Here is a 15,742-nt window from a genome sequence, read left to right as displayed (position 1 = left end):
GGATAAACTGTGATGAAACGTAAAATCGAATTAGCTGTGATGGTCATTGGGAGTGTGTGGTTGTTAGTCGGTTGTAGTTTTAAGCATAGTGGTGCTCTGATGACAAAAAAAGCCACCACAAAAACAGCAACGAAGACTGAAACGGTGTATTATCAAAATTTGACAAAGGGCGATAAAGCCAAGGTCAAATTTAAATTTAAGCTGGATCAAGATGAGACCAAGGATAATTATGCGGATCCAGTTTACGTGGTTTCAATGAAGGTCACTAATGGATCAAAGAAGACAATCAAATTTAACCGGACCAAGTTTGTCTTTATCTTAGATGGCGACAAAAAATTATCAAAAAAGCGTGGCGTCCTAAAGGTTAAAGCTGGTCAAACTCAGAGTGTTGATCAGCTCTTCACGACAATTCCTGAGCAAAGTACTTTGGGTAGTGGGATTATCGAATACTTGAATAAAGCGAATAAATTGGCCTATGCTGATTTTAAGAATGGGGTTGCCAAGTCGAGTAATCTGAAAAACAAAAAATTGATTGCGGCTAATAAATCGGTGAGTGGTTACAGTGATGAAGAAACAACGACTGACTCGTCGACTGATGCTGACGACGACGCATCGACGACCACTGATGAAGCGTCAAATTCCGAAACTAGCACTGGTACGCGTGGGACTGCGGCTAGCAGTAGTAGTGCATCCAGTTCAACTGGCTTAACTGAAGACCAAGCGAAGGCGGCGTTAATTGCGGCTTTTCCTGCGGGTGGGGATTTTGGGGGCTATTCAATGGATGAGTTGAAAATCGACCAAGGTTCAACTGGCGGCTGGACTTTTGTCACGCCAGACGGACTTTGTTGGATTGTTAGAGCTGATGGTACAGTCAAAGCACCAGGTGATCCACAATAGTCCTAAAAAGCACTTAAACATTGCGTTTAAGTGCTTTTTAGGATAAAAAAATTGACTGGCAAACGGATGACAGCTGTCACCAGGTTACCAGTCAATTAGGCTTGGAACGATTCACTTTAAGTCAGTGAAGTTACTTTTTCTTTGGTTTTGGTGCTGGTTTGTTCTCTAAGTCAGTCCGAACGACTAAGACGTCGCAAACGGCCATCCGAGTGACATATTCGGTAACTGAACCAATTAATAACCGTTCAACGGCGTTTAAACCAGTCGCACCGATCATAATGAGGTCAACGCCTAAATCCTTAGGCACATCGCGTGCAATAATCGTCTTGGGTGCGCCATATTCGATGGAATAGTCGACATTGTTAAGTCCATCCGCTTTGGCTTCAGCAACATACTTGTCTAAAGTCTTTTGTGCGGTGTCAGTAACTTGTTCAACCATGGTTGTGTCGAAACTAGAAATGTTTTGGAAAGCCCGAGTATCCACGACATGTACCATATGAACTGAAGCGTCTGGTCCATTTCGTTTCGCAACAGCGACGGCCTTTTTGAATGCTAATTCCGCTTCGTAAGAACCGTCAACGGGAACTAAGATGTGTTTGTATTGTTGTAACATCATTCTCACCCCTCAATACTTGATACTTATATTGTAAAGGTTTTCGTAAAAAATAAAAAGCGTTTTCTCTTAGATTTGCATAAAAGTCATCAGAAGTAGGGCAATTGCCATCATAATCAAGCAACCGCTGGCTAAAACTAAGGCAATTAAGACGATGTTTTGATAAAAGATTGTGATGATACTGCCGAGGGCAACCAGTAACATCAGGCTGCCACCGTAACGAGCAATATGATGAACGGCCGGGGATTTAGTCGGATCAAAGGTTAGAAATGCCTTGGTTTGATGCCGAACTAAGTAGACCCCGAGTAAGGCCGCAATTAAAGTATAGACGCTGAGTAATAAGGTAATCAAAACGAAACCTCCGAAAGTTAGATTTAGTAGGGTGGCATAAACAAAAAGGGCCAGGAACAAGTCCTGACCCACGGAAGCAAGCTTCCGGAAAAACTAGTGGTGCCGTTAATCGCTCTTCAGTATTGACCCGCTTCAAGGCAGGTGGGACCGGCTGTCTAGCCCTCTAACTACCAAATGATAAGGCATGTTATGATAACTAGCTAAAGTTAGTCCCAAAGTAGTATTAATTGTTCGGCAACACTTTTTTTAGAGCAATGCGCACACCTTAGTAATTTCGACTATTAGTCTAGCATATTCGCTTTAAAGTTGCAACGATGGCCCTAGGCATAATCATGTTAACGGTTACGCTGATTGGCTTTAAGCAATTTATGATATTGGTCACCTAAGGCCGGTTCAAAGCGGCCGTTGGCTTTGGGCTGATAATACTCTGCGTGTTTAATGGCGTCTGGCAAATATTGTTGCGCAACCCAATCACCAGGATGATCATGGGGAAAGTCGTAACCAATCCCATGGCCTAACTTAGCAGCACCGGCATAGTGCGCGTCTTTTAAGTCGGCTGGAACATCACCAAAGTGACCAGCGCGGACTTTTTCTAAGGCACTGTCAATGGCGGTCATCGCTGAATTGGATTTTGGTGATAACGCTAATTCAATGACGGCGTTAGCCAATGGAATCCGGGCCTCTGGAAAGCCCAATTGATCGGCAGCTTGAACCGCAGCGACTGCTCGCTGGCATGCAGGCGGGTTGGCTAAGCCGATATCTTCATAAGCGATGACCAGCAGTCGGCGAGTCAAACTTTTTAAGTCACCAGCTTCAACGAGCCGCGCCATGTAATGCAAGGCGGCATTAGCGTCTGACCCCCGAATTGACTTTTGGAAGGCTGAGATGACATCATAGTGTGCATCGCCATCTTTATCAGCGGAGAGGGCCTTTTTCTGTAAACATTCTTCAATAATTGGTTGCGTAATTTCACGATGGTCCTGTTCCGTGGGGGACGATGATAAGACGGCCAGTTCTAAGCCGTTTAAAGCACTTCGTAAATCACCATCCGTAGCGGTACACAAATGATGTAAGGCGGCTGGATCGAGATCTACGTGATATTGACCTAGTCCACGCTTATCATCTTGTAGCGCCCGCTTAACGGCAATTTCAATGTCAGTTGGTGTTAATGGCGTCACTTGAAAAATCTGAGTCCGACTGCGAATCGCCGGATTAATGCTGATGTAAGGATTTTCCGTCGTGGCGCCGATTAAAATAATGCGGCCGCTTTCTAAATGTGGCAATAAAAAATCTTGTTTGGTTTTATCGAGCCGATGGATTTCATCTAGTAATAAAATGACGGTCCCACTCATTTTGGCTTCTTCAGCAACAATTTGTAATTGTTTTTTACTATCGGTTGCGGCGTTCAACATGCGAAAGGCATATTTGGTTGAACCAGCGATGGCACTTGCGATACTGGTCTTGCCAGTACCGGGTGGACCGTATAGAATCATTGATGAGAGGCGTTTGGCCGTGACCATTCGGGCAATAATCTTACCGGGACCAACCAGTTGGCGTTGCCCAACAACTTCTTCAATGGTTTGGGGTCGCATGCGATAAGCTAATGGTTGTTGCATCCGTTCTCCTCCTTGTTCTTGCAAAACTAGTCCCAACTATTATAACATTTAAGGGTGGATACCCTGAAAGATTCGGTTTAATGTTGGGGACAGAGGTTATCAGTAAAATTATAAAATAGATAAGGATTGATAAAATGAAATTAGATGCAGTTGGGCAAGCGATTAAGCAGTATCAATTAGTGCCCCTGGTACACCAGATGAACTTAGGCTTAGAAGTCACGATGCAACGAATCAATGGTCAAGGGGAGTTAAGCACTCAGCCTTATCCCACTGCGTTTGGCAATCAGCGAAAGAACCGGCAGTTGCATAATGGTTTTGCGCAAACCCAATTAAAGGTAACCACGCCAGCTTTTGCCGCTATTACCCCATTGATGGCTTACTTGAAGGGGCTGAATACAACGGCACGCCGGGCTTTGGCGGCGGATGAGTATCTATGGCCATTATCCAGTACGCCAATTTTGCCAGCAGATCAGACGCAGATTCCGTTGGCCGATGCGGACGTGGCCGGCTTCAATCGCCGTCAAGCGCAGGCAAAGACCAGTGACATAACGAAACTGATGACGACTGGTGTCCATGTTAATTTAAGCTTTAATGAACAATTATTTATGCGTTTATATACCGAAAAGTTTCACCAACAGTATGCTAGTTATGTTGAATTTCGCAATGCCATTTATTTGAAAGTTGCCCAAGGTTTTGTGCGAATGGACTGGCTGATTCAGTACCTATTCGGTGCCACCCCAACCTTGATGGTGACAGATACGCAGTCGAAACGGCAACGAACGAGTGTGCAGGCGCCACATAACCGGCTCAATCAGGTTGTTGGCGATTATAGTTCAATTGACCGGTACGTCACGAAGATTCAAGCAGCGGTTCGGCAAGGACAACTAGCGACGGACCGGGATTTTGCGGGGCCAGTCCGGTTACGAAGTAATGGTCAATTAACCGATCTTGGTCAACAGGGGGTATACTATTTAGAATTTCGAGGACTAGATTTAGACCCGACCCAAGCAACTGGGGTTAATCCCCAAGCGTTGGCATTTATGCGGTTATTAGCCAGTTACTTTGTGATGATGCCAGCCTTACCAACGGCCATGGTTAGCCAGGTCAACACACAAGCGGACAAACTAATGACGCAAGTGACTGCTGAAAATCCGACGACGGCGAGTGTGCAAGCGGAACCGGCCCGACAAGTTTTAGATGCGTTACGGGATTTTGCCACGGCCCAAGGGTTACCAGCTAGTGATGTTGCAATGTTAACGGCTTTAAAGCCACGCATTGCGGACCCGAAGCAGACATTGAGTGCCCAAATTGCCATGGCACCGGATACCTTAGCTTGGGCCCTTGAGCAGGCCAAAACTTATCAGGCTGCGACGCAAACGACGCCGTTCGAATTACCTGGTTTTACGGACTTGAGTTTATCGAGTCAATTATTAATCGAGCTAGCGTTGGCGCGTGGGATTAAGGTGGATGTGGTCTCGACCACAGCTGATATATTACGATTGACCCAAGGTGATCGGGCCAAATTAGTAGTTAATGGGAGTGGAACCGACTTGAATCCCCAAGCGTTAACAACCGTTTTAACACATAAAGTCGCGGCCAAGCAAATCATGGCGGAGCAGGGCGTGGCGGTGCCCGCATCGCAAACTTATCACACCGCTAATCAATTGATTAAAGATTATGATCGCTATGTTCGTGGTGGCGGAATTGTCTTGAAAGCGACCGATCAATCCCATGCCGTAGTCGCTTTTCGAATCATGCCCGAACGGCAATTATTTGAACAAGTTGTCCAGCAGCTATTCGAACAAACTAAAAGTGTGATGGCTGAAGAATTAGTAGTGGGGTCAAGTTATCGGTTTATGGTGATTGGCGGCCGCGTCACCGCAATCCTTGAACGGATTCCGGCCAATATTGTCGGCGATGGTCGCGCAACGGTACAAATGTTATTAGATCGTAAAAATGCACGGGCATTACGGGGACCAGCATTTAAAGCGCCGCAATCAACGCTTAAGTTGGGGACGGTCGAACGGTATCGGTTAGCATCTTATCATTTGGATTTAGATCAAGTCGTTGGTCGGGGCACCCAAATCTTGTTGCGGGAAGATGCAACTTTTGGTAACGGCGCAGATGGCCTAGATGCTACGGCTGATATGCATCAGTCCTACATTGATGCGGTGGAAGCGTTGGCGGCAGCTTTGAAGCTACAAGTCGCTGGGATTGATGTCATGATTCCCAATCTCTATGCGGAACTAACGCCGGAGCATCCGGAAATGGCTGTTTACTTGGGCATCCATGCAGCACCGTTTCTTTATCCGCATTGTTTTCCCATGTTTGGGACGGCGCAACCAGTTGCGACCCAATTATTAGATCAATTATTTCCCGCGTAAGCGGTGACTTAAAATCAAATTAGAGCCAAAAAAACAAGCCTGGGCGCAACCCAAGCTTGTTTTTGTTAAAGTAACTTTTTAAAGTGTCCTAACAAACCAGTTGATTTAGTGGGTTTGTTGGGGGTGTCATTGATCGGTTGATAACACTGGTCAATATCAATATTTGCTTGATTAATCGCGGTCGGCGCGGCAAAGACGAGGGCATAGTTGGTATCCTCAGTCCGATAAACAGCGTCCGTTTTGATGGTGAATTGCACATCCGTCTGGGCAACTGCCCTTAGATAAGGACCCAGAATATCTTGGTCAAGATTGCCATTAATTAAGAGGCGATAATCTGGGTGCGCCTGAAACGCTTGATTCAATTGATCAACGTAGTGATGGCGCTTGATTTGGTAGACGGTGACGGCAACTTCAACCCGCTCGCGAAACGTGCCTAAATATTTATGTTGTTGATCTGGATGCAGTTCAGGGGTCCCATGCATCGCGGTTTGTAGTCGATCAACGGGTTGCTTATCTGTGTCAGCCATTGTCAAACATCCTTTCTCCGATTATCATAATATTGTAGCATGTTCTGTAGGCAAAAGCGATGGATAGAGGGGGATAAACATGTTTACAGCAAGTGATTTTAAGATTTTTGATGAGCCGACTTTAGCGGGCCGGATGCACTTAATTAAAACGGTCATCGATCCAAAGTTTGAGGCCATAGCCGCTCAACTAATCCCAACTTTGACGACGCAAACTGGGCGACCATTTTATGCTCACGTGGCCCAACATTTGCGGCGGTATAAAAATCCACCGGTCGATACTTGGGTGGCCTTTAGTGATGATCATCGGCGGTATAAAGCGTTACCGCATTTCGAACTAGGATTATGGCCGGATCGACTTTTTATCTATTTAGATTTATTGGATGAGGGGAAGACGGCGCTACAAGCACAAGTGACGCCAGCTGACTTACAGGCCTGGTTGGCACCGTTATCCGCTGATTATGTGATTAGTCATAATCATGCAGTCGCTCAGACCGAACCGGCTACACCGAACAATATCACGAAGACGATTACGAAGTTTGACCAGTATCGTCATAGTGAATTAGTCACCGGGCGTAGCTTAATGTTAGCCTCACCATTATTGCAAAATGACGCTGACCAGTTAGCGTGCCTAAAGCAGACGCTGGTGACGTTAAGCCCAATTTATATGGCGATTATGCAGGCTTTAGAAGCCTAGGACGCAAAAAAACACGCCGCAAATGCGACGTGTTTTTAACGACCGGAAATTAAAGTTTGTTGTAGTATTCAACGATAAGTGATTCGTCGATATCTGCTTCAAGTTCTTCACGTTCTGGTAAACGAGTCAATGAACCTTCGAGCTTATCAGCATCGAATGAAACAAAGTTAGGACGTGAAACGACGGCTTCAACAGCACCCGTAATCACGATTAACTTCTTAGACTTGTCACGAACTGAGATAACTTGGCCGACTTTAACTTCGTATGAAGGAATGTCAACACGTTTGCCATCAACAGTGATGTGACCATGGTTTACCAATTGACGAGCTTGGCGACGAGTAGTAGCCAAACCTAAACGATAAACCATGTTGTCTAAACGACGTTCGAGTAAGATCATGAAGTTAACACCATGCTTACCTTCGCGAATCTTACCAGCTTTAAGGAATAAGTTAGAGAATTGACGTTCAGTTAAACCGTACATCATCCGTAACTTTTGCTTTTCGCGTAATTGCGTACCGTATTCAGAAAGCTTTGGGTGACGACCTTGACCATGATCACCAGGAGCATAAGGACGACGAGCTAATTCTTTACCAGTACCTGAAAGAGACATTCCCAAACGACGGGAGATCTTCCAACTTGGACCTGTATAACGAGACATATGTTGTATCCTCCAATAAATTTTAGTTGGAGTAAAATAATCCGATGTAAGTTCGATATTCGTTCAGATTAGACTGCAGTTTTCACCATTGCAGCCGCAGGTTACTAACTGACCATTAACTGGCACCAATCTGTTGACGAGCTTACCACTTACTGCTGCATTATTTTACACAATGAGTAGCATAGCATGCAAAGACCTCATTAGTCAATGTGTTGCGTCAAAATAGCGACAAATTCTACCATCTCAGCTTCAGCGGCAGCACTGAAATGATCGAGATCAGGTGAATCTAAGTCTAAAACGCCAATTTTACGGCCATTTTTTGTGATGGGCACGACTAATTCTGAATTACTGGCACTATCACAGGCGATGTGCCCCGGGAATTGATGAACATCAGCGACCCGACGACTAGTTTGTTCGTCAAAGGCGGTACCGACTACGCCAGCACCACCTTTGATATGCATACAAGCGACTTTACCTTGGAATGGGCCCAAGTCAAGCTGGTCGGTCTCACTATTATATAAGTAAAAGCCGGCCCAATTAAGGCCAGTATCGGTCGTCTTAATTAAGGCACTGGCGTTCGCTAAATTCGCGATTAAGTTGGTTTCTTCATAGAGTAGGGCATCTAATTGTTGGTTCATAAGTGATGTTTCGGTCGTTGACATAAAAAATCCTCCTAGAAGTTAATAAATTCATACTGTTTGATAATTGCGACTATGCTATAATTTGTGTTAGATTTTAATTGGAATGGTAGCAAAATGCAAGGTTGCAGTTCGACAGGGTGAACTAACAACTAAACTATTATACAGTAATTTAAATTAAGTAAGGGGCATTTATATGCAAGTAGCAATCGGTATTGTGGTTGTCGCGATTGTGATTTACGCTGCGATCAAAGGATTTCAACTGTACATAGATAAACAAATTCAGCAGCTAACGTCGCAGCAGCAAGCGTTAGTCGCCGCTGCACAAGCAACTGATTTTGAAAAAATCGAAGGACTGGGATTAACCGGTGGCTCGTTAGAAAAGTTAGCGACGCTCCAAAATGACGATCAAGTGGTTCAAAATGATCGGTTACCAGCGGTCAGTGAACAGTTGACGCAAACCAAAGAATTGACGCGCAAAATCAAATTCGTCGAGGCCCGGCAGAATCTGAAAAAAGCCAGCCAAGCCTTAGCCATCATCAAAACAAGTATTGATGAGACACGACAAGGATTGAAAGCGTTAGATGACGCTGATCAAGCGCATCGGCAAGCAGTCGCACAACTAGAAAAGAAATATCAGAATTTACGAAAAACCTTGTTATCACAAAACTTTTCGTTTGGGCCAAGTATCGACCAATTAGAAGATCGCCTTGCTAATCTTGAAAGTGATTTTGATCGGTTTTCACAGTTAGCGAAAGCGGGCGATCATGATGCGGCTGAACAAGTATTAGACCAGTTGCGGCATGATACGAGTGCTTTAGAAGCAGATATTGACCGGATTCCACCAATTTATAAGGATTTGGTCACTGGCTTTCCAGATCAAATCAAGGAATTGGCGACGGGATATCAGCAATTAGTTGACCAACATTTTCATTTCGAAGTTGCCACGATTGAGCCTGAAATTCAATCCTTGAAGCAAGCGATTGATGCGAACACAGCGTTGCTTGGCGAGTTAAAGGTCGCCGAGGCTGAAGCCGGTAACCATGCCATTGAGAAGCGGATTGATCATATCTACGATGTGCTACAGGTCGAGATTGATGCGAAAGCGGTTGTTGATGAAAAACAAGCTGAAATCAGTCAATTTCTAACGCATGCGATGAATCAAAATCATCGGTTACAGATTGAATTGGATCGGTTAGCACAAAGCTATACGTTGAATGACCATGAAGTTGAACGCACGCGGGAACTTAATGAACAGTTGAAAAATATTGAGTCTGTTTATCAAGCCGATGTCACGGCTATCACGAGTAAGCAAGCAGTCTATAGCCAAATTGCGGCGCATTATACTGATCAAGCAACGCAATTAAAGGGGATTGAGGAAGAGCAAGTTGCAATTGATAAGGGTGTCGCTGGCTTAGCGGCTGAAGAATCAAAAGCCCAATCAACGTTACAACGCTTTGATTTCGAAATTCATGCCATTAAACGGCAAGTGGAAAATCTCAATTTGCCAGGGTTACCGCAAGCTTATTTGGACTATTTTTTTGTTGTCAGCAAAGAAATCGAACGCTTAGATCACGATATTAATAAGTTAGTGATTAATATGGATGATATTACGAAACAGTTGATTGTGATTCAAGCTGACTTGGCAACCTTAAAAGAAAAAACAACTGATTTAATGGATTCAGCGATTTTAGCCGAACAACTACTGCAGTATGCGAATCGCTATAAAACGAATCATGAAGAGATTCAAGCGGCTAGTGTATCTGCACAACAATTATTTAATGAGGACCACGACTATGCCCACAGTTTAGAAGTGATTGCGACGGCCATTGACAAGGTCGATCCAGGTGCTTATAAACGAATTGAAGATAGTTATTATGCGCAAAAGAAAGATGATGTTGAGTAAGCAAAACCACCGGTGACGGTGGTTTTTTATTGGGATAATGGTGGCTTAGTTGGTGGCCGGACTGGTGAACGGCCAGACAGCAGGACTTGTTTCAACGTGATTATTTGGTATAATTGCAAAGAATTCTTATCGAAAGTAAGTGCTTAGCGCTACTTTTTTGGAAAGTGAAGGCTCATGTATGATTTATTTTGATAATAGTGCGACGACGCAAGCTGCTCCAGCAGTGGTTGAAACCTATGCTAAGGTGTCGCAAAAGGTGTGGGGTAACCCATCAAGTTTACACAATTTTGGTGAAAATGCGTTTCATTTATTGGAACAATCGCGGCATCAAATTGCGGATTTAATTGGTGCGAAAACGAGTGAAATCTTCTTTACCTCTGGGGGAACTGAAGGCGATAATTGGGTCGTTAAAGGTACCGCCATTGAAAAGCGGAGTTTTGGGAAACACCTCATTACCACAGCGGTTGAACATCCGGCGATTCATAATTCAATGGAACAATTGGCTGATTTAGGTTTTGATATTACGTACTTACCGGTCGATCAAGAGGGCCGGATTAATCCCGCCGACTTAAAAGCGGCGATTCGACCCGATACGATTTTAGTATCAGTGATGGCTGTCAATAATGAAATTGGCACGATTCAACCGTTGTTAGATGTAGCTGAGATTTTAAAACCCTATCCTAAGATTCATTTTCATGTGGATGCTGTCCAAGGAATTGGCAAAGGAATTCAAAACTTGATTATGAATGATCGAGTTGATTTCGTCACTTTTTCGGGGCATAAGTTTCATGCGCCCCGCGGCGTGGGCTTTATTTATGCCCGCCAAGGTCGCAAATTAGCGCCATTAATGACGGGTGGCGGTCAAGAAGATAATTGGCGTTCAGGCACGGAAAATGTGCCAGCAATTGCAGGAATGGCGAAAGCCTTACGTCTCTTATTAACGGATGAAACGACTAAAGTTGCCCGTGAACGAGCCATCAAGCAACGGGTCTATGACCATATCAAAGATCTGCCGAAAGTCACTATTTTTAGTCAACCAACGACTGGGTTTGCACCCCATATTTTGTGTTTTACGATTAATGGGGTTCGTGGTGAAACTATCGTGCATGCTTTCGAAGACCAAGGCATTTACATTTCGACGACGAGTGCCTGTTCATCTAAAAAACATTTGGCTTCTAGTACGCTAATGGCCATGCAAGTACCAGAAGCGATTGCCACGAGTGCCATTCGGATTAGTTTAGATGAGAACAATACGTTGGCCGAAGCGGATGAATTTAATCGTGTCTTCGATAACTTATATCAGAAATTTTCTAAGATCAATGCTGACGCATAACTGAAAGGAACCTGTTAATGCAATATACTGAAATTATGGTGCGTTATGGCGAACTATCAACTAAGGGCAAGAATCGCCGCAACTTTATTGATAGCTTAGGCCGTAACGTCCGCAAAGCGCTCCACGACTTTCCCACGTTAAAAGTACATGCTGACCGTGACCGGATGCATATCTCATTACATGATGAAGATGCACAAGGTGTCATGGATCGTTTACAATTGGTTTTTGGGATTCAAAACTTTTCACCCAGTATTCGGGTCGCTCAAGATATGGATGAGGTTTATGCTACGGCGATTGCCATGGTGCAGGCGCAATTCAAACCAGGGATGACGTTTAAGGTCAATACTCGTCGTTCTGATCATCATTTTGAATACGACACGAACGAAATCAATGACATGTTAGGTGGCCAAATTCTAGATCATGTTGCTGGTATTCAAGTGAAGATGCAACATCCCGATATCGTCATTCGGGTAGAAGTTCGCATGAATGGCATTTTCCTATCTTCTGAGACCATTAACGGTGCTGGGGGCTTGCCGGTTGGAACTGCTGGCAAAGGAATGTTGATGCTGTCTGGTGGGATTGATTCACCTGTTGCCGGATACTTAGGCATGAAGCGTGGTGTTGATATGGAGATGGTGCACTTCTTTAGTCCGCCATATACGAGTGAACAAGCGTTAGCCAAAGCCAAGCAATTGGCCTCAACGTTAGCGAGCTATTCCGGTAGTGTGAAGTTTATCCAGATTCCATTTACGGAAATCCAAGAAGAAATCAAAGAAAAGGTTCCTGAAGGTTATTTAATGACGGTTCAACGACGGTTAATGATGCGTCTAATGGATGCCATTACGCGGGAACGCCATGGTAAGGCTATTTTTAATGGCGAATCTTTAGGTCAAGTGGCCTCACAGACGATGGACAGTATGATTGCCATCAATGACGTGACGGCACTTCCTGTATTGCGACCAGTGATTTCAATGGACAAGACTGAAATCATTAAAGTAGCGGAAAAGATTGATACGTATAACTTATCAATCATGCCATTTGAAGACTGCTGTACGATTTTTGCACCACCAGCACCTAAGACGCATCCTAAGCTCGACCGGTCACGTTCATATGAAGAACGGATTGACGTGGCAGGCTTAATGCAACGGGCCATGGACGGGATTAAGATTAGCGAAATTAAACCGGGTGAGAATTATATGAATGCCCAAGAAGATGTTTTTGCGGAATTGTTGTAAAACAAGAGTGCTCACCACCACGGGTTGCTTCCGAGCATAGCCTAGTCACGAGTATCATGCGGTTCTAAGCATGGTGCTCGTGACGTAGCTAAGCACAGGAGGCAGTGGTGGTGAGCACGTTTCGGCAAAAAAGCACAATCGGGTTCGAGTATCATGCGGTTCTAAGCATGGTGCTCGTGACGTAGCTAAGCACAGGAGGCAGTGGTGGTGAGCACGTTTCGGCAAAAAAGCACAATCGGGTTCGAGTATCATGCGGTTCTAAGCATGGTGCTCGTGACGTCCCTAAGCACAGGAGGCAGTGGTGGTGAGCACGTTTCGGCAAAAAAGCACCATCGGGTTCGAGTATCATGCGGTTCTAAGCATGGTGCTCGTGACGTCCCTAAGCACAGGAGGCAGTGGTGGTGAGCACGTTTCGGCAAAAAAGCACCATCGGGTTCGAGTATCATGCGGTTCTAAGCATGGTGCTCGTGACGTCCCTAAGCACAGGGGCAGTGGTGGTGAGCACGTTTCGGCAATGCAGGACATGGTGACCACACTAATTTAAACGTTTAAGCAACGAGCTTGGGATAATCCTGAGCTCGTTTTTTTTACTTGAATTTATTTTCCAAGGTATGACTTAGCTGGGCCAACTTGAGCTTGCTGCGGTATTGGTTGTTAACTAAGCAGTTTTTTCGTTCGCTAAACCAAGTCCGGCTAATTAGTGCAATATTACTAAAGTTATAGCTGAAAAATGATAAAATAATGTCATTAATTTCTACTGAGTAGGATACGGAGGTGGCGAGGATGAACTTTAAACCGTTGTTACGGGCCAAGGCAACTGCAGCGACGTTACTAGCTGGTCGTTTCGGTGTTGAGCGGGAAGGCCAGCGGATAACCCCGGCCGGGCAATTGGCGATGACGGCCTTTCCCACAAAGTTACAGACTGAATTGGGGATTGGTCGTGATTTTGCAGAATCGCAATTAGAGTTAGTCACACCCATCACGACGTCACCCACGGCCCTCATGGCTAGCTTGATGCAGTTACATCAAACGACGCAATGCGTCTTAGCACCAGATGAACTGATTTGGCCGTTGAGCATGCCACCGGCGTTACCAAGACTGACGCAAAACATTCCCATTGCGCAGTTGGCCGATTTCCAAGCCGTCGCTTATCGTCAACATTTAGCGCAGGTGTACGGTCGGCGACGACAAATGTTATGTGGGGTGCACTTTAACTATGAATTTTCACCATTTTTGATGAACCAGTTATTTCAGCAACAAACGGACTATGCGACTTTATCTGCTTTTAAGACGGCGATGTATTTAAAAATGGCGCGCAACTATTTACGGTATCGTTGGTTTGTGACCTATTTATTCGGAGCGACGCCGATTAGTGAGACCCATTTTTTCGACCCGCAAACCGGCCCCAAAGAACCCGTCCGCAGTATTCGTAATAGTCATTATGGGTATCATAATCACCCCTCAGTTAAGGTGTCTTATGCGTCATTTAATCATTATTGGGATGACTTACAGGCGTTAGTTGATCAAGGTAAGCTAAGTGGCATGCAAGAATTTTATGGCGCAGTGCGGTTGCGTGGTGGTCAGCAGGTCGCCGATGTTAAGCGGACGGGCGTTCAATATTTGGAAATCCGACATTTGGATTTGAATCCCTTGACAGTGACCGGGATTAGTCTGGCACAAGTACAATTCTTGCAACTATTTCTCATCACCATGTTGATTTTAGATGAACCTAAAACAGCCGATGACTGGGTGGCTGTTGGTGACCAACGCAATCAACAGACGGCGCTGACAGCACCATTAGCGCCGATGCATTTTAGCACGGAAGGCCATTGGTTGATGCAAACGCTGCAAGCCGTGGTCCAGCAATTTAAATTGCCTGGTTATGAGCCCTTATTGCGTCGCTTAGCAGGTCAGTTAAGGACTCCCAGTCAAACGGTGGCTGGTCAATGGTGGCAATTGATTCAAGGCCAAAACCAGCAGACTATCGCGACTGCCTTTGCGAAACGCGCTCAAAAACAGACCTTGAATTCAGCTAAAATTAATCAAAAATTCATCAATTCCTAAAGTTATTATTTGCGACTCCTGCCACTTTGCGGTACATTTAACTTATGCTAACTGAAACTAGTATGTGTCAGTGTAATCAAGTTATGAAGGGGTGTTGGATGTGCAAGTATTATCTCATGATCAGCCGTTAGATTTAGTCGGGGAACCATTAGCCGATGGCGACCAGTTGCCAAAATTTAAAGTGTTTACGACCCACGATGAAAAGCTAAAAACCAAAGATTTATTAGGTAAACCAGTTTTGTTTAGTGTGATGCCAGATATTGATACTCGGGTTTGCTCAATCCAAACGCGGAAGTTTAACCAACAAGCCGACCAGTATCCCGGGGTCCGCTTCTTAGCCATTTCAAATAACGCGATTGCCGATCAAGCTGGCTGGTGTGCTAAAGAAGGCGTCAAAAATTTGACCGTGGTGTCAGATGAAGACCTTTCTTTTGGGTATGCAACCAACCTTTACTTGCCAAATAACGGGACATTAACCCGGGCCATTTATGTGGCTGATGCGGCTGGGAAGATTGTTTATCATGAAATCGTGCCTGATTTAAGTCATGAACCAAACTATGTGGCGGCTTTAGACGCTCTAAAACAATTTGAATAATCATTGACGATAGTGATTAAATTCATTACAATAGTGTCAGCCAGCAATGAGCAAGAGAGTAGCTTAAAAAGACGTCTTCAGAAAGAAAACGGGATTGGAAGTTTTCGGCGACTTTTAGGTGAAGGTAGCTTGCGAGCTGTTGCCCTGAATTAGTAGTAGGGGTGACCGGACGGATAACACGTTCGTTAACAATAAAGTTTAAGTGTGAAGAGGTTTTGACTGAATAGTCGA

14 protein-coding genes and 1 other annotated feature (1 of these 15 cut by a window edge) are annotated in these 15,742 nt (G+C 44.8%); of the genes, 8 read left to right on the top strand and 6 right to left on the bottom strand.

Going from position 1 to position 15,742, the window contains the following annotated elements; genetic code table 11:
- The first annotated feature begins 12 nt into the window (after positions 1-12).
- Positions 13-897, top strand: a complete 885-nt coding sequence (locus tag C5Z25_RS03030; protein WP_105451272.1) for a hypothetical protein — start codon at positions 13-15, stop codon at positions 895-897.
- A gap of 130 nt (positions 898-1,027) precedes the next feature.
- Here the strand turns inward: C5Z25_RS03030 and C5Z25_RS03025 are convergent, their stop codons facing one another.
- The 3 genes from C5Z25_RS03025 to C5Z25_RS03015 all read right to left on the bottom strand — a co-directional run bounded on the left by C5Z25_RS03025 (position 1,028) and on the right by C5Z25_RS03015 (position 3,477).
- A complete protein-coding gene (locus C5Z25_RS03025) occupies positions 1,028-1,510 on the bottom strand; it encodes a universal stress protein (protein ID WP_105451271.1) in 483 nt (160 codons plus the stop codon).
- 69 nt (positions 1,511-1,579) lie between these two features.
- Complete coding sequence (locus C5Z25_RS03020; protein WP_105451270.1) at positions 1,580-1,861, bottom strand: hypothetical protein; 282 nt, start codon at positions 1,859-1,861, stop codon at positions 1,580-1,582.
- A 335-nt stretch (positions 1,862-2,196) separates the two neighbouring features.
- Entirely contained in the window at positions 2,197-3,477 is a 1,281-nt protein-coding gene (locus C5Z25_RS03015) for a replication-associated recombination protein A (protein ID WP_105451269.1), read from the bottom strand.
- Between the two features lie 134 nt (positions 3,478-3,611).
- Here C5Z25_RS03015 and gshAB point away from each other — a divergent pair, with 134 nt between their 5' ends.
- Entirely contained in the window at positions 3,612-5,861 is a 2,250-nt protein-coding gene (gshAB, locus tag C5Z25_RS03010) for a bifunctional glutamate--cysteine ligase GshA/glutathione synthetase GshB (protein WP_105451268.1), read from the top strand.
- Positions 5,862-5,926: 65 nt separating this feature from the next.
- On the opposite strand, the gene C5Z25_RS03005 is transcribed toward gshAB, so the two are convergent.
- Positions 5,927-6,388 carry a YueI family protein gene (locus tag C5Z25_RS03005; protein WP_105451267.1) on the bottom strand — a complete coding sequence of 154 codons (462 nt, stop codon included), beginning with the start codon at positions 6,386-6,388 and terminating at the stop codon, positions 5,927-5,929.
- A 79-nt stretch (positions 6,389-6,467) separates the two neighbouring features.
- Between C5Z25_RS03005 and C5Z25_RS03000 the strand changes: the two genes are divergently transcribed.
- Positions 6,468-7,082 carry a DUF1054 family protein gene (locus C5Z25_RS03000; protein ID WP_105451266.1) on the top strand — a complete coding sequence of 205 codons (615 nt, stop codon included), beginning with the start codon at positions 6,468-6,470 and terminating at the stop codon, positions 7,080-7,082.
- 49 nt (positions 7,083-7,131) lie between these two features.
- Here C5Z25_RS03000 and rpsD read toward each other — a convergent pair whose 3' ends face one another.
- Together rpsD and C5Z25_RS02990 are read right to left on the bottom strand one after the other, a co-directional pair.
- A complete protein-coding gene (gene rpsD / locus C5Z25_RS02995; protein ID WP_105448772.1) occupies positions 7,132-7,740 on the bottom strand; it encodes a 30S ribosomal protein S4 in 609 nt (202 codons plus the stop codon).
- A gap of 200 nt (positions 7,741-7,940) precedes the next feature.
- Positions 7,941-8,402, bottom strand: a complete 462-nt coding sequence (locus C5Z25_RS02990; RefSeq protein WP_105451265.1) for a GAF domain-containing protein — start codon at positions 8,400-8,402, stop codon at positions 7,941-7,943.
- A gap of 172 nt (positions 8,403-8,574) precedes the next feature.
- Here C5Z25_RS02990 and ezrA point away from each other — a divergent pair, with 172 nt between their 5' ends.
- The 5 genes from ezrA to C5Z25_RS02960 all read left to right on the top strand — a co-directional run bounded on the left by ezrA (position 8,575) and on the right by C5Z25_RS02960 (position 15,511).
- Entirely contained in the window at positions 8,575-10,284 is a 1,710-nt protein-coding gene (gene ezrA, locus C5Z25_RS02985) for a septation ring formation regulator EzrA (RefSeq protein ID WP_105451264.1), read from the top strand.
- A gap of 178 nt (positions 10,285-10,462) precedes the next feature.
- A complete protein-coding gene (locus tag C5Z25_RS02980; protein ID WP_105451263.1) occupies positions 10,463-11,617 on the top strand; it encodes a cysteine desulfurase family protein in 1,155 nt (384 codons plus the stop codon).
- A gap of 17 nt (positions 11,618-11,634) precedes the next feature.
- Positions 11,635-12,852, top strand: coding sequence for a tRNA uracil 4-sulfurtransferase ThiI (gene thiI, locus C5Z25_RS02975; RefSeq protein WP_105448768.1), 1,218 nt, complete (start codon positions 11,635-11,637; stop codon positions 12,850-12,852).
- A gap of 783 nt (positions 12,853-13,635) precedes the next feature.
- Complete coding sequence (locus tag C5Z25_RS02965) at positions 13,636-14,916, top strand: hypothetical protein (RefSeq protein ID WP_105451261.1); 1,281 nt, start codon at positions 13,636-13,638, stop codon at positions 14,914-14,916.
- Between the two features lie 100 nt (positions 14,917-15,016).
- Positions 15,017-15,511 carry a peroxiredoxin gene (locus tag C5Z25_RS02960; protein WP_105448766.1) on the top strand — a complete coding sequence of 165 codons (495 nt, stop codon included), beginning with the start codon at positions 15,017-15,019 and terminating at the stop codon, positions 15,509-15,511.
- A gap of 37 nt (positions 15,512-15,548) precedes the next feature.
- Positions 15,549-15,742, top strand: a binding site (T-box leader) (it continues 155 nt past the right edge of the window).

The organism is Lactobacillus sp. CBA3605, assembly GCF_002970915.1.
Taxonomy (GTDB): domain Bacteria; phylum Bacillota; class Bacilli; order Lactobacillales; family Lactobacillaceae; genus Lactiplantibacillus.
This window is presented reverse-complemented; position numbering and strand designations above follow the sequence as displayed.